Source organism: Herbaspirillum aquaticum (assembly GCF_002213425.1).
In the GTDB taxonomy this organism is placed as follows: Bacteria; Pseudomonadota; Gammaproteobacteria; order Burkholderiales; family Burkholderiaceae_D; genus Herbaspirillum; species Herbaspirillum aquaticum.
This window is the reverse complement of sequence record NZ_NJGV01000021.1, coordinates 74,941-91,854: the sequence shown is the minus strand read 5'-3', so window position 1 is coordinate 91,854 and position 16,914 is coordinate 74,941. Positions and strand designations below refer to the sequence as shown.

Here is a 16,914-nt window from a genome sequence, read left to right as displayed (position 1 = left end):
AGGCAGCCGGGAAAAACCTTATGGCATCAGGCCATAAATCCGGGCCGAGGATTCACCCCACAGGGCGTCCTGGTCAGCCGGAGAAAGGCGGCGCGCGGCCCATTCCCGCACCACCGCCACCACCCTTGCATAGGAGGCGGCCAGCAGGCAGACCGGCCAGTCGGAGCCGAACATGAGACGCTGCGGACCGAACAGTTCCAGCGCCGTATCCAGGCACTGCACGATGTGATCGAAGTCGCGCGTGCACAGTCCGCGCAGCCAGTCGGCCTCGGTCAGCAGGCCCGAGATCTTGCAGGCCACGTGAGGCATGGCGGCCAGCTCGTGCAGCTGCTGGCGCCAGCGTTCATAGGCGGCGCGGCCCTTGCGGAATTCCTTCAGGGCCGGTTTGCCGAGGTGATTCAGGACCACCCAGTGCTGGTCGTGCAAGGCGCAGAGCTGGCGCAACTGCGGCAGGTGGCGCTCATGGGTGAGCACCTCCAGCACGTAGTCGCGCTCCTGCAGCCAGCGCACGCCCTGGTTGAATTGCGGTTGGGCCAGCGCTTGCGCGGCGGCATCGTCGTCCTGCATGGGATGACGCAGCCCCAGCATCTTGGGGCGGCCCCATTGCTCCATGCGTTCGGCCAGGTGCGGCGAGGCGATGTCATCCCAGGCGATCACGCCGGCGATGCGCGCATCGCGCCGCGCCATCTCCAGCAGGAAAGCCGTTTCCTCGTGGCCCGGACGGGCTTGCACCGTGATCGACGCATGCAGGCCCTGGGCGTCCAGCAGGGGCTGGAACTGGTAGGGCAGGCGGTCTTGCGCCAGCAGGTCCATGCCGGTACCGATCCAGGGATAGTCGTCGGAACGATAGCGCCAGAAGTGCTGGTGCGCGTCGATGCGCATCGGCCCCTTGATCCTTCTCACCGGGGCCGGTGGCATGCGCAATTCACGATGCAGGGTCAGCATGTCAGTGATTGTGTCGCGGCAGGGTTTGTGCCACGCCCTGGTACTTCAGGGCCAGCTCCATGCAGGCACCGGTCTCCAGCTGGCCGACCGTGCTGCGATAGATTTCCTGCCACGGCGTCTGGCTGGGCGGTACCGGCGGGATGCCTTCACCCTTGCGGCGCGCCAGCTCTTCCTCGCTGATGAGCATGTTGCATTGGCCGGTGTTGAGGTCGATGCGCACGCGGTCGCCATCGCGCAGGTACGCGAGACCGCCACCGACTGCGCTCTCGGGCGAGGCGTTGAGGATGGAGGGGCTGTCAGACGTGCCGGACTGGCGACCATCGCCCAGCGTGGGCAGGGTCGAGACGCCGCGCTTGATGAGCGCATCGGGCGGTTGCATGTTGACCACTTCGGCCGAACCGGGCCAGCCTACCGGACCGGCACCGCGAATGGCCAGCAGGGTGTTTTCGTCGATCTGCAGTGCCGGGTCGTTGATGCGGGCGTGGTAGTCGTCCGAACCATCGAAGACCACGGCGCGGCATTCGAAGATGTTTTCCTGGCCGGGCGTGCTCAGGTAACGTTCGCGGAAGGTTTCCGAAATGACGCTGGTCTTCATGATGGCGAAGTCGAACAGGTTGCCCTTCAACACCAGGAAACCGGCGCGTTCGCGCAGCGGGGCGGAAAATGGGTAAATCATTTCCCGGTCATTCGATGCACGGCCTTCCAGGTTCTCGGCCATGGTCTTGCCGGTGGCGGTGATGCGCCCGGCGCGCAGCTTGCCGGCCTGCTGCAGTTCCCACATGATGGCCGGCACGCCACCCGCACGGTGGAAGCGTTCACCCAGGTACTTGCCGGCGGGCTGCATGTTCAGCAGCAGCGGCACGTCATAACCGTACTTCATCCAGTCTTCCGAATGCAGTTCCACGCCCGCATGGCGCGCCATGGCCATGATGTGCGGCTGGGCATTGGTGGAGCCGCCGATGGCAGCATTGACCACGATGGCATCGAGGAAGGCCTCGCGCGTGAGGATGGCCGACGGACGCAGGTCTTCATAGGCCATGCCGACGATGCGGCGGCCGGTCTCGTAGGCCATCTGGCCGCGTTCGCGATAGGGGGCGGGAATGGCCGAGCAGCCGGTCAGCGACATGCCCAGCGCCTCGGCCATGGCGTTCATGGTGGAGGCGGTGCCCATGGTGTTGCAATGACCGGAGGAGGGTGCCGATGCGGCGGCGATTTCCAGGAATTTCTCGTTGTCGATGCTGCCTGCCGAGAGCAGCTTGCGGCCCTTCCAGATGGCCGAGCCCGAACCCACCAGTTCGCCATCCATCCAGCCGTCCAGCATGGGGCCGCCGGAGAGCACGATGGCCGGGATATCGACGGTGGCCGCTGCCATGATCTGCGAGGGCGTGGTCTTGTCGCAGCCGGTGGTGAGCACCACGGCATCGATGGGGTAGCCATGCAGGATTTCCACCAGGCCCAGGTAGGCCAGGTTGCGGTCGATGGCGGCGGTGGGACGGCGGCAGTTCTCGAAGATCGGATGCAGCGGGAATTCCATGGGAATGCCGCCCGCATCGCGGATGCCATCGCGCACCCGCTTGGCCAGCTCCAGGTGGATGCGGTTGCAGGGGCTGATGTCGCTGCCGCTCTGGGCGATGCCGATGATGGGACGGCCCGAGCGCAGCTCTTCGGCGGTGATGCCGTAGTTCATGAAGCGCTCCAGGTAGAGCGCCGTCATGTCGATGTGATCGGGATTGTGGAACCAATCTTGGGAGCGGAAGCGTCGGGGTGTGGCGTGTGGCTTGTTCATGGATTCCTCTGGGCCGAAAGGCGTGTGGATAAGTTACGCGCCCAGCCAGCCGGCATCGACGTAGTATTCGCGGCCGGTGCATTTGGCGCCGCTGTCGGAGGACAGGAACAGCGCCAGGGCCGCGACATCATGCGGATCGACACGGACCGGCAGGCATTGCGCAGCCAGGATTTTCGCCTCTTCTTCGGGGGTGTGCCAGAGCAATGTCTGGCGCGGGGTGCGGATGGCACCCGGGATGATCGCATTGACGCGCACGCCATCGCGGCCGAAGTCGCGCGCCATGCCGTGGGTCATGCCTTCGATGCCGGCCTTGGCGGTCATGTACAGCGTCAGGTCGGGCAGGCCCAGGTGCCAGGAGATGGAACCGAAATTGAGGATCACGCCGCCCTTGCGTTCACGCATGCCCGGCAGTACGGCCTGGGCGCAGAAGAACTGGTGGCGCAGGTTGACTGCCAGGCGTTCATCCCAGTAGGCGGGGGTGACGTCTTCGCTCTTGTGGCGGTCATCATTGGCGGCGTTGTTGATGAGGATGTCGACGCCGCCCATGAGGGTGTCGATCTCGGTGAAGGTGGCGCGCAGGGCGTCCAGGTTCATCAGGTTGCAGGGGAAGAAGCGCGGTGCCACGGCGGCATCCTTGAGCGAGGCCACCAGTGCCTCCGAGGGTTCGGTGGCGATATCGAGGAAGCACACCTGCGCGCCTTGTCCGGCGAAGGCTTCCACCAGCGCCGCACCGATGCCGCTGCCGCCGCCGGTGATGACGACCCGCTTGCCGGCGAGGCTGCGATAGAGGGCGTGTTCGAAGGCGGGGGTGGTGGCTGCGGTCATGCTTGGTACTCCAGAGTAAAGGATGGGCCGCAGGTGCGGCCCGGAAACGATATAAATAATTATTTCAGTGTTGCGCTCAGCGGCCCGAACGGGTACTCACGTCGACCCACACCGCCAGCACCAGGATGCTGCCCTTGACGATCATCTGCCAGTAGGTGCCCACGTCCAGCATGGACATGCCGTTGTCGAGGCTGGCCATCACCAGTGCACCGATCAGTGCGCCATAGATGGTGCCGGAGCCGCCGCGCATGGACGTGCCGCCGATGAAGCAGGCCGCGATCGCATCCAGTTCGCCCATGTTGCCTGCCGACGGCGAACCTGCAGCCAGGCGGGCGGTGTTGACCAGGCCGGCCAGTGCGCACATGAGGCCCATGATGCCGAACACCCACAGCTTGACGGCCTGCACGTTCACGCCCGACAGGCGGGTAGCTTCCATGTTGCTGCCCACCGAATAGATGCGGCGGCCGAACACGGTCTGCGTGCTCACATAGCTGAACAGGCCCAGCAGCGCCAGCAACAGCAGCACCGGCACGGGAATGCCGTCATAGCTGTTGAGCGTGCGCACGAAGGCCAGCAGCACCGCGCCGATCACCAGCACCTTCAAGCCATCGCGCCAGAGGGCCGCCAGCGGCAGGCCGTGGCGGCTGCGGTTGACGCGGCTCATCCAGGTCAGCGCCAAGGCCAGCACGAACAAGGCGATGCCCAGCGCCACGCCGATCTGCGGCGGCAGGTAGCCCTGGCCGAGATAGACCATGTTGTCCGACACCGGCGCAATGGTGAGGCCGCCGGTAATGCCCAGCAGGATGCCGCGGAAGGCCAGCATGCCGCCCAGGCCGACGATGAAGGAGGGAATGCCCAGGTAAGCCGTCAGGTAGCCGTTCAAGAGGCCAAGCCCCAGGCCGAAGCCCAGTGCCAGCACCAGGTTCAGTGCCAGCGGCAGGTGATGGCTCACGTCCAGGAGCGCAGCGATGCCGCCCAAGAGGCCCAGCAGCGAACCCACCGACAGGTCGATTTCACCGGCGATGATGACCAGCACCATGCCGCAGGCCAGGATGCCGGTCACCGACATCTGCCGCAGCAGGTTCGACAGGTTGCGCGGCGTGAGGAAACCGCCATCGGTCATGAAGCTGAAGAAGCCCCAGATGATGGCGATGGCGATCAAGAGCGCAATGATCTTGTAGCGGCGAAACACCAGCTTCAGGTTGGCCATGCCGCCCGCTCCACCGACCGCACCGCCGGTGGCGCTGCCCAGATTGCTTGTAGTCATACCGAATTCACCTTGTGATGTTTTGTCAGACCGCCACCGCGCGTGGGGACGCTTGCGGGACGGGCTGGTTGATGGCTGCGGCCAGCACGGTTTCCTGGCTCAGGTTGTCGTTGACGAAGTCGCCGCGCAGTTTGCCTTCGCCGATGACCAGCACGCGATCCGACACGCCCAGCACTTCGGCCAGCTCCGAGGAGACCATGATGATGGCCAGGCCCAGCTTGGCCAGCTCCGAAATGAGCCGGTAGATCTCGGCCTTGGCGCCCACGTCCACGCCGCGCGTGGGTTCGTCCAAAATTAATACTTTGGGCTGCGCCAGCAGCATCTTGGAGAGCACCGCCTTCTGCTGGTTGCCGCCCGAGAGCCCCGTGATGGGCAGGAAGGGGGTGGCAGTCTTCACGCGCAGGCGGCTGATCTCGCCCTGGATGGTTTTCAGTTCGGCGCTGCTGTCGATGCGCGTACCGCGCGAGAAGCGGTTCAGCACGGTCAGCGTGATGTTCTGGCCCACATCCAGGTCCGGCACGATGCCATGGTGCTTGCGGTCTTCCGGCACCATGCACAGGCCCTGGCGGATGGACTTCAAGGGCGAGCCGGTATCGGCCGGTTTGCCTTCGAGCAGCACCTGCCCTTCGTACCGTCCGCGATAGGCGCCGAAGATGGCCGAGACCAGTTCGGTGCGTCCTGCACCTACCAGTCCGGCAATGCCCAGGATCTCGCCCCGGCGCACCGAGAAGGAGACGTCATCGACGCGCTTGCGGCGCGGATTGTCGATGTCGTAGCAGGTGATGTGGCGGGCTTCGAGCACCACTTCGCCGATGGCGTGGTTGCGCTCCGGGTACATGGCGGTGATTTCGCGGCCGACCATCTGGGTGATGATCTTGTCCACATCCATGTCCTGCATGGGCGTGGTGGCGATGTGCTTGCCATCGCGGATCACCGAGATTGTGTCGCAGATCTCGGCCACTTCGTCGAGCTTGTGGGAGATGTAGACGCAGGCCACGCCGCGCGCCTTCAAGTCCTTGATGATCTTGAGCAGCACCGCGATTTCGGAGGCGGTCAGCGACGACGAGGGTTCGTCCAGGATCAAGAGGCGCGCATCCTTGTTGAGCGCCTTGGCGATTTCCACCAGCTGCTGGTGGCCACCGCCATATTGCGAGACCGGCAGGGACACGTTGATGTCGGGCATGTTCAGCTCGCGCATCAGTTCTTCGGCGCGGCGATACATGGCGGGGTAGTTCATGCGGCCACCCGGCAGGGTGATCTCGTGGCCCATGAAGATGTTCTCGGCCACTGACAGCTCGGGCACCAGCATCAGTTCCTGGTGGATGATGACGATGCCGGCGGCTTCGGTGTCACGCACCGAATGGGCCTGCAGCGGCTTGCCGTCCCACAGGATCTCGCCCTCCCAGGTGCCATGGGGATAAACGCCGGAGAGAATCTTCATCAGCGTCGATTTGCCCGCGCCGTTTTCACCGCACAGGCCCACGCATTCGCCGGGGCGGATCTTGATGTTGATGCCGTCCAGGGCACGCACACCGCCAAAGCTCTTGACGATGCCTTTCATTTCTAACAGATACTCGGACATGCCTGTTCTTTCCAAGAAGCCTCTGAAGCCTGCGCCCGGCGGACTTGCCGGGGGCGCAGAGGGCGACGCCGGCTACCGTTGCGGCAGCCGGCGTTCGTCACTCAGGAATCAACGGCCGTCGATCTGGGCCTGGGTGTAGAAGCCGTCATCGACCAGCACCTTGACGTTTTCCTTGGTCAGCAGGATGGGCTTCAGCAGCAGGCTGTCGACCTTCTTGAAGCCGTTGTCGTACTGGGCGTTGTAGGTCGGCTTCTCGTTGCGGGCCAGTTGCACGGACAGGTTGGCCGCTTCGGTGGCGATCTGCTTCAGGGGCTTGTAGACGGTCATGGTCTGGGTACCGGCCACCACACGCTTGACCGCAGCCAGGTCGGCATCCTGGCCCGAGACCGGCACCTTGCCGGCCAGCTTCTGGGCGGCCAGGGCCTGGATCGCGCCACCGGCAGTACCGTCGTTGGAGGCCACGATGGCGTCGATCTTGTTGTTGTTGGCCGTCAGCGCATTCTCGACGATGGACAGGGCTTCGGTCGGGTTCCATTCCTTGACCCATTGCTGGCCGACGATCTTGATGTCGCCCTTGTCGATGTAGGGCTTCAGGGCCTTCATCTGGCCTTCGCGGAACATCTTGGCGTTGTTGTCGGTGGGCGAGCCACCCAGCAGGAAGAAGTTGCCCTTGTTCTTGACCTTCAGGATGCCCTCGGCCTGCATTTCACCGACCTTCTCGTTGTCGAAGGAGATGTAGGCGTCGACATCGGCGTTCAAGATCAGGCGGTCATAGGACAGCACCTTGATGCCGGCCTTCTTGGCTTCCTTGATGGTGTTGGTCAGGACCGTGGCATTGAAGGGGACGATCACGATCACGTCCACGCCGCGCGAGATCAGGTTCTCGATCTGGGAGATCTGGCGTTGCTCGCTGGCATCGGCCGATTGCACAAAGACCTTGGCGCCCAGCTTTTCGGCGGCGGCGGTGAAGAAGTCGCGGTCGCGCGCCCAGCGCTCCACGCGCAGGTCATCGATGGAAAAACCGATCTTGGGGTTCTTGGCGTCGGCCATGGCGCTGCCGGCCACCATGGACAGGGTGGTCACGGTCATCAGCGCCAATACGGTCTTCTTCAGCATTGCCTTCATAGTCCAGTCTCCGATTTGAATTGAATTTGAATTGATTATGATTTTTGAAGCGGCGTGACCGGGAGGAACCGGTGGCCCGTTTTGGGGCAATCGCTTCCAATGGCGCGTGGGGCCGAGCTTGTCAGGAATGGTCCACGCCGCATGATGATGCGAGGGGGATACTAGCCCCGGGCCAATCCCCTCTACAATTACGAAATTCACCAAACGGCTTAGTGATTCTTTTTGTTGCAGGAGCACATATCCGTCATTTCGACGATGGCTCGCTACAATTCGACGAACACGAGAACGGCGCGCCCGACGACGCCGGCAAACAGGAGACACAGCGTGGCTAAAACCCCCACGGTGCACCGGATTGCGTTGCTCTTCAATGGCAACAAGATCTTCGATCGGGAAATCATTTCCGGCATCGGCGAATACATCAGCAGCACCCGCGCCTCCTGGGACTTGTACCTGGAGGAGGATTTCCGCTGCCGCCCGCAGGGCATCGAGCGCTGGGCCGGGCACGGCATCATTGCCGACTTCGACGATCCCGTGACGACCGCTGCGCTGGAAGGCGTGCAGCTGCCGGTGGTGGCCATCGGCGGTTCCTATGCCGACCCTTCGCAATACCCGGCCAACCGGCCCTATGTGGCCACCGACAACTACAAGATGGTCAAGCTGGCCTATGACCACCTGATCGAAGCCGGCCTGCAGCATTTCGCCCTGTACAGCCTGCCCGAGTCGCCCTGCAACCGCTGGGCGCAGGAGCGCGAGCGCATCTTCACCGACCTCACCGGCGCCGATGGCATCACCGGCCACATCTATCGCGGCGTGGGGACCAGTGCGCAATCGTGGGATGCCGCCGTGGAACAGCAGATCGCCTGGGTGCGCAGCCTGCCCAAGCCGGTGGGCATCATCGCCGTCACCGATGCGCGGGCGCGGCAGTTGCTGCAGGCCTGCCTGTTCGCCGGTATCGCGGTGCCCGAGCAGGTGGCCTTGATCGGCATCGACAATGATCCGCTGGCGCGCGTGTTGACGCGCATCCCCTTGAGTTCGGTGATCCAGGGCAGCGTGGAGATGGGCCGCACTGCGGCCCACCTGCTGCACCAGATGCTGCACGGGGCGCGCTTTCCGGACACGCGCATCATGGTGCCGCCGGTGGGCATCAACGTGCTGGCCTCCAGCCGCCATGAGGTCCGCAACCATCCGCATGTGATGCAGGCGATGCACTTCATCCGCCAATACGCCTGCCAGGGCATCAAGACCGACCAGGTGGCCGATTACGTGGGCATTTCACGCTCGTCGCTGGAATGGTATTTCCGCCGCGAGCTCGGCCGCAGCGTCCATGACGAAATCCTGCGCTTCAAGCTGGAAGCCGCCAAGCGCATGCTGGAGCAGGCTGGCAGCCACGCCGCCGAGATTGCGGTCAGCTGCGGCTTCACCACGGTGCAATACCTGCACGCGGTCTTCAAGCGCGAACTGGGCTGCACGCCCAAGGAATACCAGGAACAATTCGCCGCCGGACTGGAGCGCTCGGCGGCACCGTCGGCCTCCGCCGTCCGATCCAAGAAGAAAACCACGGGGCCCTCCCTTCTTACCACCACAAAATGACGCACTTCACCCTCTCCCACACCACCTCCGCTGACGGCATCCGTCTCTACACCTTGCGCAACCACACCGGCATGCGCGTGACCATCAGCGACCTCGGCGCCACCATGGTCAACTGGTGGGCACCTGATCGCTATGGCCGTGAGGCCGATGTCCTGCTGGGTTACGAGCGGGTCGAACAATACGCGCACAACCCGGCGTATTTCGGCGCCATCGTCGGGCGCTGGGGCAACCGCATCGCCGGTGGCCGTTTCGAACTCGACGGCGTGGCGCACCAGGTCGATTGCAATGAAGGCGAGAACCACCTGCATGGCGGCCGCGAGGGTTTCCATGCCCAGCGCTGGCAGGTGCAGCCCGATCCGGAAGGCTTGCGCCTGATGCTGGTCTCGCCGGCAGGGCAGGCGGGGTTTCCGGGCACGGTGATGGCGTCGGTGCTGTATCGCCTGGATGACGAGGGCCAGTTGCGCATCGATTACACCGCCACCAGCGATGCGGCCACGCCCATCAACCTGACCTCGCATGCGTATTTCAACCTCAATGGCGGCACCGGCGACATCCGCGACCACATCATCGCCATCGAGGCCGATGGCTACCTGCAGGTCGATGCCAAACTGATTCCGGAAGGCCGCGCCGATGTGGCCGGCAGCGCCTTCGATTTCCGCCAGCCTGCCCCCATCGGTCCGCGCCTGGACTGGCCCGATCCGCAACTGAAGCTGGCCGGTGGGTTCGACCATTGCTATTGCCTGCGCAGCGAACACGAACCGGCACCGGGCGAGAGCCGCGTGACGCAGGCCTTGCGCGAAGTGGCCAGCGTCTACGAGCCGGGGTCGGGGCGCGAATTGCGCGTTTCCACCACCGAGACCGGGCTGCAGTTCTACAGCGGCAATTTCCTCTCCGGCGTACAGGGCCGGGGCGAGCAGCCTTACGCGATCCATGATGGCTTCTGCCTGGAGGCGCAGTCCTATCCGGACCAGGTCAACACGCCGCTGCGCGAAGCGGTGATCCTGCGGCCGGGGCAGGTGTATCGGCAGACCACGGTGTATCGCCTGGGCGTGAGGGACTAATTGCACTGAGTCTTGAGAACGTATTGAAAATTTTTTAGAAAGTGGCGTTACCTTCGCCCTTGCCGCTGACATCTCTTCCTTCTCTCCTTAGCCTCCTCGGAACACGGCGCTGCTGACGCGGCGCCGTTCCACTTCCCCGTCTGAGTTCATCCGTTGTATTTGCATGCAAGTTGCGCTCGCCGCAGCCTGGCGTGCGTCCAGGGCTTGCATTGGGGCTCTCAATCCAATAACCTAACAGTTAGGTTTATGAAGATCTGCTCCCATCGAGGCTACGTTGTTTCCATCTTCACCCGCAACGAACACTGCCCGCCGCATGTGCATGTGGGAAACGAGCGCTGGGATGCCCGCTTCCAATTCAGCTTCTGGCATAACGGCGTGGCGCTGTGGGATGTGAAGCCGATCAGGCAGGGCCCAAGCGCCTCCTTGCTGGAGGAGTTCAGGCAGGTGATCGAGCAACCAGCCAATCTGCGCATGGCACGCCAGCGGTGGTGGTTGAGTCGGCATTCTGTCTGTGTCGAGCACCAGCATTGGGATCCCTACAGGGAACAGGTGGTCAGCCCCAGTGTGTTCCGGAGAAATACCTTCGAGATCGTCTGGGCGCGTTATGTGCCCTGGCGCGACCGGACCGAGTTGCAACTTGTGGGGCATGCGTTGCCCTTGGAGATTGAGCTATGACGATCAAAGCAAAGAAAAGAGACAACCCGCCTGTCACCGACGAAGTGCTGGAGCAGGCCATGGCCTTGGGCCGACAGCGCAGCCGGTCTGGCTTGCAGGCTACCCGCGTGACCTATCTGCCCAGTCTTGAAGCCATTGCTATCGGCTTCGCCGACAAGACTGGCATCTTGCTGCCGATTGACCACTATCCCGAGTTCAGCACCTTGAGTACCGCTGAGCTCGGGCGCATCGAAATCGGTTACGCCGGCAGTGCCCTCTGCCTGGAAGAGCGGGACCTGCACGTGTCGATAGCGGGGCTGGTCGCAGCCAGCCCTTCGTTGATGAAGTTGGCCACCACTGTCGCCGCCGCCCGTAACGGCAGCCGCAGCAGCGAGGCCAAGATTCTGGCAGTACGCGAAAATGGCCGGAAAGGCGGACGGCCACGCAAGCTGACCGACGCCACCTAGCCGGGAAGATCTGCACGTCGTTGCGCTCAAGCTGCGTTCCCCTGTTTACGGCAATTTCTTCATCTCCAGCCGAGATTCATTAGCTCGTCTAATATCCCCATTAAGCCCGGCTCAGCTAATCAGTCCCCGCGTGATGCGCCATCATGCGGGGACTGATTAGTGTCGCCTTGCTGCGTCCTTCACTTCCCTGCCAGTGCGCCCGTGCGCGCTGGCTTGCGTTCTCAACCCCGATGGCAGGAACCATGGAACTCCAGATCAACGACAAGACTTACCAGATCACCTCCGATGCCGAGACCCCCCTGCTGTGGGTGATCCGCGATGAACTCGGCATGACCGGCACCAAATATGGCTGCGGCCTGGCCCAGTGCGGGGCCTGTTCCGTGATGGTCGATGGCGAGGTGCTGCGCTCCTGCGTCATGCCCGTCGGCGCCATGGCCGGACGCAAGGTCACCACCATCGAGGCGGTCACCGCCGATCCGGTCGGCCAGAAAGTGGTCGACGCCTGGGTCCGGCACCAGGTGCCGCAATGCGGCTATTGCCAGTCCGGCCAGGTGATGGCCGCCACCGCCTTGCTCAAACAGGTGGCCCAGCCCAGCGACGAACAGATCGTCGGCGCCATGGTCAACCTCTGCCGCTGCGGCACCTACAACGCCATCAAGGCCGCCATGCATGAGCTTTCCGGCGGTACCGGCGCACCGGCAGCCGCTGCTGCGGCCACCACGCCCGCCGCACCGGCCGCTGCCGATGGCATCAACAAGGCTGCCGTGGCCGCTGCCGCCGTGGTCGGCGTCGGGGCTGTCGCCGCCATCCAGTGGAGCAAGACCCAGAAGGCCCGGGCCGGCAAGGAGCAAGCATGAACCAGCCACACGATCTTCCCCTGCACGAATTGCCGCCGGACGGTGCACCAGTCAACGTCTCGCGCCGCCGCTTCCTGCTGGCCTCGGCCGGCACCGCCGCCGGTGCGCTGGTGGTCGGCTTCACCTTGCCGGCCGGCAATGCCCGGGCCCAGGCCAATGCCGCGCCGGCAGCGCCCGGTACGCGCGTACCGGCCTTCCTGGAAATCCGTCCCGACAACAGCATCCACCTGCAAAGCCCCTTCGTCGAAGGCGGGCAGGGCATCTTCACGGCCATGGCGCAGATCGTCGGCGAGGAACTCGATGCCGACCCCGCGCGCTTCGTGGTCCACAACGCGCCCGCCAATGACCAGTACAAGGTGATGGACATCGGTATCCGTATCACCGGCGGCAGCATGTCGGTGCGCACCAGCTATCCGACCATGCGGCGGGTGGGCGCACTGGCGCGCCACCTGCTGCTGCAGGCCGCCGCCAACCAGTGGCAGGTGCCGCTGGACAGCCTCACCACCGAGCCTGGCCGGGTGGTGCATGCGGCCAGCGGCCGCTCGATCAGCTATGGCGAACTCGCGCCCAAGGCGCTGGACCTGCCCAATCCGCCGCTGGAGACCATCAAGCTCAAGGACGACAAGCAGTTCCGCTGGATCGGCAAGCCGCTGGCCCGGCTGGACGTGCTGGACAAATCCACGGGCCGCGCCCAATACGGCATCGACACGCAAGTCGAGAACATGCTGCAGGCCGCCGTACAACACGCCCCGCGCCTCGGGCTGGAGGTCGGCAGCATCCGCAATGAAGCCGAGGTACGCAAGATGACCGGGGTGCATTCGGTGCATCGCCTGCCGGGTGCCGTGGCCGTGGTGGCCGAGCGCTGGTGGAATGCCAAGCGCGCGGTGGAGGCGCTGCAGGTGGACTGGAGCGATCCCGGCCCGGCGCCGGATCGCCGCTATGTGCCGGCCGACTTTTCCACCGAAGGGTTTGCCGAGCAGCTGGCCAAGTCCACCGCTGCCGTCGATGAAGCCGAGACAGAAGGGGATGTGGCCAAGGCTTTGGCCGGTGCCAAGACCGTGGTCCAGGCCAGCTACCGCAGCCAGTACCTCAATCATGCCCAGCTGGAACCGCCTTCGGCCACGGCCCGTTTCAACGCCGATGGCACGCTGGAGATGTGGCTGCCCAACCAGGCCCCGGAAATGTTCCAGGCGGCCATCGCCAAGCAGACCGGATTGGCGCCGGAGAAGATCACCATCCATTCGCCCTTGCTGGGCGGTTTCTTCGGTCGTCACTTCCTGTACGAAACGGCCATGCCCTTCCCGCAGGCGATCCAGCTGGCCAAGGCCGTGGGCCGCCCGGTCAAGGTGATCTGGAGCCGCGAGGAAGAATTCGCCCGCGACACCATGCGCCCGATGGCCGTGGTGCAGTTCCGTGCCGGACTCGACGACAAGGGTTTCCCCATCGCCATCGAAGCCATCAGCGCCACCGAAGGACCGACCGAATCGATTGCCAACAAGCGCAACAAGATCGACCCCACTGCGCTGGAAGGATTGGCCGGCAAGTCCTACCAGTTCGCCCACAAGCGCATCGGCCAGCGCTTTGTGAAGAATCCGCCCATCGTCGGCTACTGGCGCTCGGTCGGCAATTCGATGAATGACTTTTTCTACGAAGCCTTCCTCGACGAGATCGCCGACAAGGGCGGCCAGGATCCGCTCGATGTGCGCCTGCGCCTGCTGCAGGGCAATGAGCGCCTGACCACGCTGCTCAAGGCGGCCGTGGAGCTGTCCGGCGGATGGAAGCGCGGCCCCTTCACCGCCCCCGACGGCACCCGCCGCGCGCGCGGTGTGGCCATGGCCAAGGCCTTCGGTACCGAGACCGCGGCCATTGCCGAAGTCTCCATCGAGAACGGCCAGGTGCGCGTGCACGACATCTGGGAAGCCATCGATCCGGGCCGCATCGTCAACCCGGCCATCGTCGAGGCCCAGGTCAACGGGGCCATCACGCTGGGCTTGTCGCAAGTCCTGCTGGAAGAGGTGGTCTACAAGGAAGGCGCACGCGTGGCGCGCAACTACGATCTCTATCCCATCCTGCCGCCGCAGCGCATGGCGCGCGTGCATGTGAAGATCATCGAGAGCGGCGCCAAGATGGGCGGCATCGGCGAACCGCCCCTGCCGGCCGTGCCGCCGGCGGTGGCCAATGCGGTCTCGCACCTGACTGGCCAGCGCATTCGCAGCATGCCGCTGTCGCATTACACCTTCAAGGCCTGATGGCAGACTGACGTATCCATGACTGATCAAAAAAACGGCAAGCTGCGTGTCTTCCTGCTGATCCTCGCCGCGCTGCTGATCGCCGCAGCCTGGGTCGCCCTGCGTACCCCGGCCTCGCCCTTCGACAGCGCAGCTGCGCCGCCGCCCCCCTCCGCCGAGCTGATCCAGCGCGGCGAGTATGTGGCGCGCCAGGCCGATTGCGTCGCCTGCCACAGCACCCCCAAGAGCAAGCCCTTCGCCGGTGGCCTGGAAATGGCCACCCCGCTGGGTGCCATCTACGCCACCAACATCACGCCCGACCGGGGCAGCGGCATCGGTGACTACAGCCTGGCCGAATTCGACCGTGCGCTGCGCCACGGCGTGGCGCGCGATGGCCACCGGCTCTATCCGGTCATGCCCTATCCGTCCTACGCCAAGATGTCGGATGAGGATGTGAGCGCGCTCTATGCCTACTTCATGCATGGCGTGAAACCGGTGGTGCAGGCCAACCAGGAGAGCGACATCCCCTGGTCGCTCAACGTGCGCTGGCCGCTGGCGTTCTGGAACCTGGCCTTCACCAGCCCGCATCCCTACCAGCCCGATCCGCAACAGGATGCCCTCTGGAATCGCGGTGCCTACCTGGTGCAGGGGGCCGGCCACTGCGGCAGCTGCCACACGCCGCGCGGCGTGGCGATGAACGAGAAGGGGCTCGACGGTGGCCATCCGTTGTACCTGTCCGGCGCGCTGCTGGATGGCTGGTATGCCCCCAGCCTGCGCGGCGACGTCAATACCGGTATCGGCCGCTGGAGTGAAGCCGAGGTCGTGCAATTCCTCAAGACGGGCCGCAACCAGCATGCGGTGGTGTTCGGTTCCATGGCCGATGCCTTCAACAACTCCACGCAGTTCCTGAGCGACCAGGACTTGCAGGCCATCGCCCGGTACCTGAAGTCGCTGCCGGGTGATCCCAAGCGCGATGGTGATCCGTGGAAATACGATACCGGCACCACTACCGCCCTGGCCGCACAACGCCTGGACAGCCCCGCTGCGCGTACCTACATGGCCAAGTGCGCGGCCTGCCATGCGGTCGATGGACGCGGGCGTGCGCCGTGGATTCCACCGCTGGCCGGCGCCGTCTCCTCGCTGGCCAAGGAGGATGCATCGGCCATCAACGTGACCTTGAATGGTTCGGTGCGCGTGGTGGCCGATGGCGTACCGGATTCGTATCGCATGCCGCCCTTCCGCAGCCAGTTGAGCGATGCCGAGATTGCCGACGTACTCAGCTTCATCCGCAGCAGCTGGGGCAATCACGGTGGCGCGGTCAAGGTCGACGACGTCAAGACCCTGCGTGAGCGCACCAATCCGGCCAGCAGCAATCCCATCATCCTGCAGATGCGCTGATTCGATTTTTCATGAAGTCCCGTTCGGACCGCTGACCTTTGCAGGCAGCGGTCCTTTTTTCATGACGGGAGGGAAGAGGGAAGGCAGGCGGGCAGGAGCGAAACTCAAACGGCAGTGCCGGCCGCTTTCATGGCCGCCACCGAATGCACCGGCGACAAGGCCACGCCATTCTTGACGGCCAGCACTTCGGCCATCACGCTCACCGCGATTTCGGAAGGGGTCTTGCTGCCGATGTAGAGCCCGATGGGTCCGCGCAGCCGCGCCAGGCTTTCTTCGGTCTGGCCGAAGTGGGTGATCATGCGGTCCTTGCGCGCGGCGCTGTTGCGGCGCGAACCGATGGCACCGACATAGAAGGCCGGGCTGGCCACCGCTTCCAGCAGCGCCAGGTCATCCAGCTTGGGATCGTGGGTGAGGGCGATGACGCAGCTGCGCTGATCGGGATGAAAATCCAGCACCGCATCATCGGGCATCTCGGTGACGATACGCACGCCCTCCACCGACCAGCTGCCCAGGTATTCCGAACGCGGATCGCAGATCGTCACTGCAAAGCCGTTGAAGAGGGCCATCGTCGCCAGGTATTCGGCCAGCATGCCGGCGCCGATCAACAGCATCCGGTAATCCGGCCCCATGGTATGGCGCAGGATGTTGCCGTCGAACACCAGTTCGGCCGGCGAGTCGCTGACTTCGATGCGGCTGCTGCCATCGTGGCAATCCACGCGGCGACAGACCAGCTGGCCACGTTCCAGTGTACTCACCAGTTCTTCCAGCATGCCCGGTGCGGGATCGAATTCGAGCAGCAGCGCCAGCGTGCCCCCGCAGGGCAGGCCGAAGCGATGCGCCTCCTCGGCATCGATGCCGTAGCGCACCTGTTGCGGTGATCCTGCTTGGCCCCATGCAGCGGGGCGCTGGCGCAGGTACTGGAACAGCAGGTCATCCTCGATGCAGCCGCCGGAGACCGAGCCGATGAGGCGGCCATCATCCCGGATGGCCAGTTGCGAGCCGACCGGACGCGGCGACGAGCCCCAGGTCGAGACCACGGTGGCCAGCAGCGCGCTGCGGCCATCGCGCCGCCAGTCGCGCAGGGCGCGCAACACCTTGAGGTCGGAAGTATCGTTCATTGCGGCGTCAG

14 protein-coding genes are annotated in these 16,914 nt (G+C 64.5%); 7 read left to right on the top strand and 7 right to left on the bottom strand.

Annotated elements, in window-relative coordinates:
- Positions 1–18: 18 nt before the first annotated feature.
- From CEJ45_RS18980 to xylF, 6 genes are all read right to left on the bottom strand, one after another.
- Entirely contained in the window at positions 19–945 is a 927-nt protein-coding gene (locus CEJ45_RS18980; protein WP_088756589.1) for an L-fucono-1,5-lactonase, read from the bottom strand.
- Position 946: 1 nt separating this feature from the next.
- Positions 947–2,731: an IlvD/Edd family dehydratase gene (locus tag CEJ45_RS18975; protein WP_088756588.1), complete on the bottom strand. Its 1,785-nt coding sequence runs from the start codon at positions 2,729–2,731 to the stop codon at positions 947–949.
- Positions 2,732–2,764: 33 nt separating this feature from the next.
- A complete protein-coding gene (gene xylB / locus CEJ45_RS18970) occupies positions 2,765–3,556 on the bottom strand; it encodes a D-xylose 1-dehydrogenase (protein ID WP_088756587.1) in 792 nt (263 codons plus the stop codon).
- A gap of 76 nt (positions 3,557–3,632) precedes the next feature.
- The gene (locus CEJ45_RS18965) at positions 3,633–4,766 is read right to left on the bottom strand and encodes a sugar ABC transporter permease (protein ID WP_088756630.1); all 1,134 of its coding nucleotides are present in this window, start codon (positions 4,764–4,766) and stop codon (positions 3,633–3,635) included.
- An 82-nt stretch (positions 4,767–4,848) separates the two neighbouring features.
- Positions 4,849–6,405 carry a D-xylose ABC transporter ATP-binding protein gene (gene xylG, locus CEJ45_RS18960; RefSeq protein ID WP_088756586.1) on the bottom strand — a complete coding sequence of 519 codons (1,557 nt, stop codon included), beginning with the start codon at positions 6,403–6,405 and terminating at the stop codon, positions 4,849–4,851.
- A gap of 108 nt (positions 6,406–6,513) precedes the next feature.
- Positions 6,514–7,530: a D-xylose ABC transporter substrate-binding protein gene (gene xylF / locus CEJ45_RS18955; protein WP_006464779.1), complete on the bottom strand. Its 1,017-nt coding sequence runs from the start codon at positions 7,528–7,530 to the stop codon at positions 6,514–6,516.
- A gap of 324 nt (positions 7,531–7,854) precedes the next feature.
- On the opposite strand from xylF, the gene CEJ45_RS18950 reads away from it, so the two are divergent.
- The 7 genes from CEJ45_RS18950 to CEJ45_RS18920 all read left to right on the top strand — a co-directional run bounded on the left by CEJ45_RS18950 (position 7,855) and on the right by CEJ45_RS18920 (position 15,785).
- On the top strand, positions 7,855–9,120 hold the full coding sequence (locus tag CEJ45_RS18950) for a XylR family transcriptional regulator (protein ID WP_088756585.1): 1,266 nt from the start codon (positions 7,855–7,857) through the stop codon (positions 9,118–9,120).
- On the top strand, positions 9,117–10,181 hold the full coding sequence (locus tag CEJ45_RS18945; protein WP_088756584.1) for an aldose epimerase family protein: 1,065 nt from the start codon (positions 9,117–9,119) through the stop codon (positions 10,179–10,181). The genes CEJ45_RS18950 and CEJ45_RS18945 overlap by 4 nt, the downstream gene beginning before the upstream one ends.
- A gap of 246 nt (positions 10,182–10,427) precedes the next feature.
- A complete protein-coding gene (locus CEJ45_RS18940; RefSeq protein ID WP_088756583.1) occupies positions 10,428–10,856 on the top strand; it encodes a DUF4160 domain-containing protein in 429 nt (142 codons plus the stop codon).
- A complete protein-coding gene (locus CEJ45_RS18935) occupies positions 10,853–11,302 on the top strand; it encodes a DUF2442 domain-containing protein (protein WP_088756582.1) in 450 nt (149 codons plus the stop codon). The genes CEJ45_RS18940 and CEJ45_RS18935 overlap by 4 nt, the downstream gene beginning before the upstream one ends.
- Before the next feature lie 242 nt (positions 11,303–11,544).
- Positions 11,545–12,159 (top strand): (2Fe-2S)-binding protein, encoded by a 615-nt coding sequence (locus tag CEJ45_RS18930; protein ID WP_088756581.1) that lies wholly within the window; start codon positions 11,545–11,547, stop codon positions 12,157–12,159.
- On the top strand, positions 12,156–14,408 hold the full coding sequence (locus CEJ45_RS18925) for a xanthine dehydrogenase family protein molybdopterin-binding subunit (RefSeq protein ID WP_088756580.1): 2,253 nt from the start codon (positions 12,156–12,158) through the stop codon (positions 14,406–14,408). Before CEJ45_RS18930 ends, CEJ45_RS18925 begins: the two co-directional genes overlap by 4 nt.
- Before the next feature lie 18 nt (positions 14,409–14,426).
- On the top strand, positions 14,427–15,785 hold the full coding sequence (locus CEJ45_RS18920; protein ID WP_088756579.1) for a c-type cytochrome: 1,359 nt from the start codon (positions 14,427–14,429) through the stop codon (positions 15,783–15,785).
- A 104-nt stretch (positions 15,786–15,889) separates the two neighbouring features.
- Here the strand turns inward: CEJ45_RS18920 and CEJ45_RS18915 are convergent, their stop codons facing one another.
- Positions 15,890–16,903 carry an XdhC family protein gene (locus tag CEJ45_RS18915; protein WP_088756578.1) on the bottom strand — a complete coding sequence of 338 codons (1,014 nt, stop codon included), beginning with the start codon at positions 16,901–16,903 and terminating at the stop codon, positions 15,890–15,892.
- Positions 16,904–16,914 lie beyond the last annotated feature (11 nt).

What these genes read in the sequence shown, in the direction of transcription:
- CEJ45_RS18975 (WP_088756588.1), bottom strand. Translation starts at nt 2,731, where the DNA reads ATGAACAAGCCACACGCCACACCCCGACGCTTCCGCTCCCAAGATTGG.
- CEJ45_RS18915 (WP_088756578.1), bottom strand. Translation starts at nt 16,903, where the DNA reads ATGAACGATACTTCCGACCTCAAGGTGTTGCGCGCCCTGCGCGACTGG.
- CEJ45_RS18980 (WP_088756589.1), bottom strand. Translation starts at nt 945, where the DNA reads ATGCTGACCCTGCATCGTGAATTGCGCATGCCACCGGCCCCGGTGAGA.
- CEJ45_RS18930 (WP_088756581.1), top strand. Translation starts at nt 11,545, where the DNA reads ATGGAACTCCAGATCAACGACAAGACTTACCAGATCACCTCCGATGCC.
- xylB (WP_088756587.1), bottom strand. Translation starts at nt 3,556, where the DNA reads ATGACCGCAGCCACCACCCCCGCCTTCGAACACGCCCTCTATCGCAGC.
- xylF (WP_006464779.1), bottom strand. Translation starts at nt 7,530, where the DNA reads ATGAAGGCAATGCTGAAGAAGACCGTATTGGCGCTGATGACCGTGACC.
- CEJ45_RS18940 (WP_088756583.1), top strand. Translation starts at nt 10,428, where the DNA reads ATGAAGATCTGCTCCCATCGAGGCTACGTTGTTTCCATCTTCACCCGC.
- xylG (WP_088756586.1), bottom strand. Translation starts at nt 6,405, where the DNA reads ATGTCCGAGTATCTGTTAGAAATGAAAGGCATCGTCAAGAGCTTTGGC.
- CEJ45_RS18920 (WP_088756579.1), top strand. Translation starts at nt 14,427, where the DNA reads ATGACTGATCAAAAAAACGGCAAGCTGCGTGTCTTCCTGCTGATCCTC.
- CEJ45_RS18935 (WP_088756582.1), top strand. Translation starts at nt 10,853, where the DNA reads ATGACGATCAAAGCAAAGAAAAGAGACAACCCGCCTGTCACCGACGAA.
- CEJ45_RS18945 (WP_088756584.1), top strand. Translation starts at nt 9,117, where the DNA reads ATGACGCACTTCACCCTCTCCCACACCACCTCCGCTGACGGCATCCGT.
- CEJ45_RS18925 (WP_088756580.1), top strand. Translation starts at nt 12,156, where the DNA reads ATGAACCAGCCACACGATCTTCCCCTGCACGAATTGCCGCCGGACGGT.
- CEJ45_RS18965 (WP_088756630.1), bottom strand. Translation starts at nt 4,766, where the DNA reads ATGGCCAACCTGAAGCTGGTGTTTCGCCGCTACAAGATCATTGCGCTC.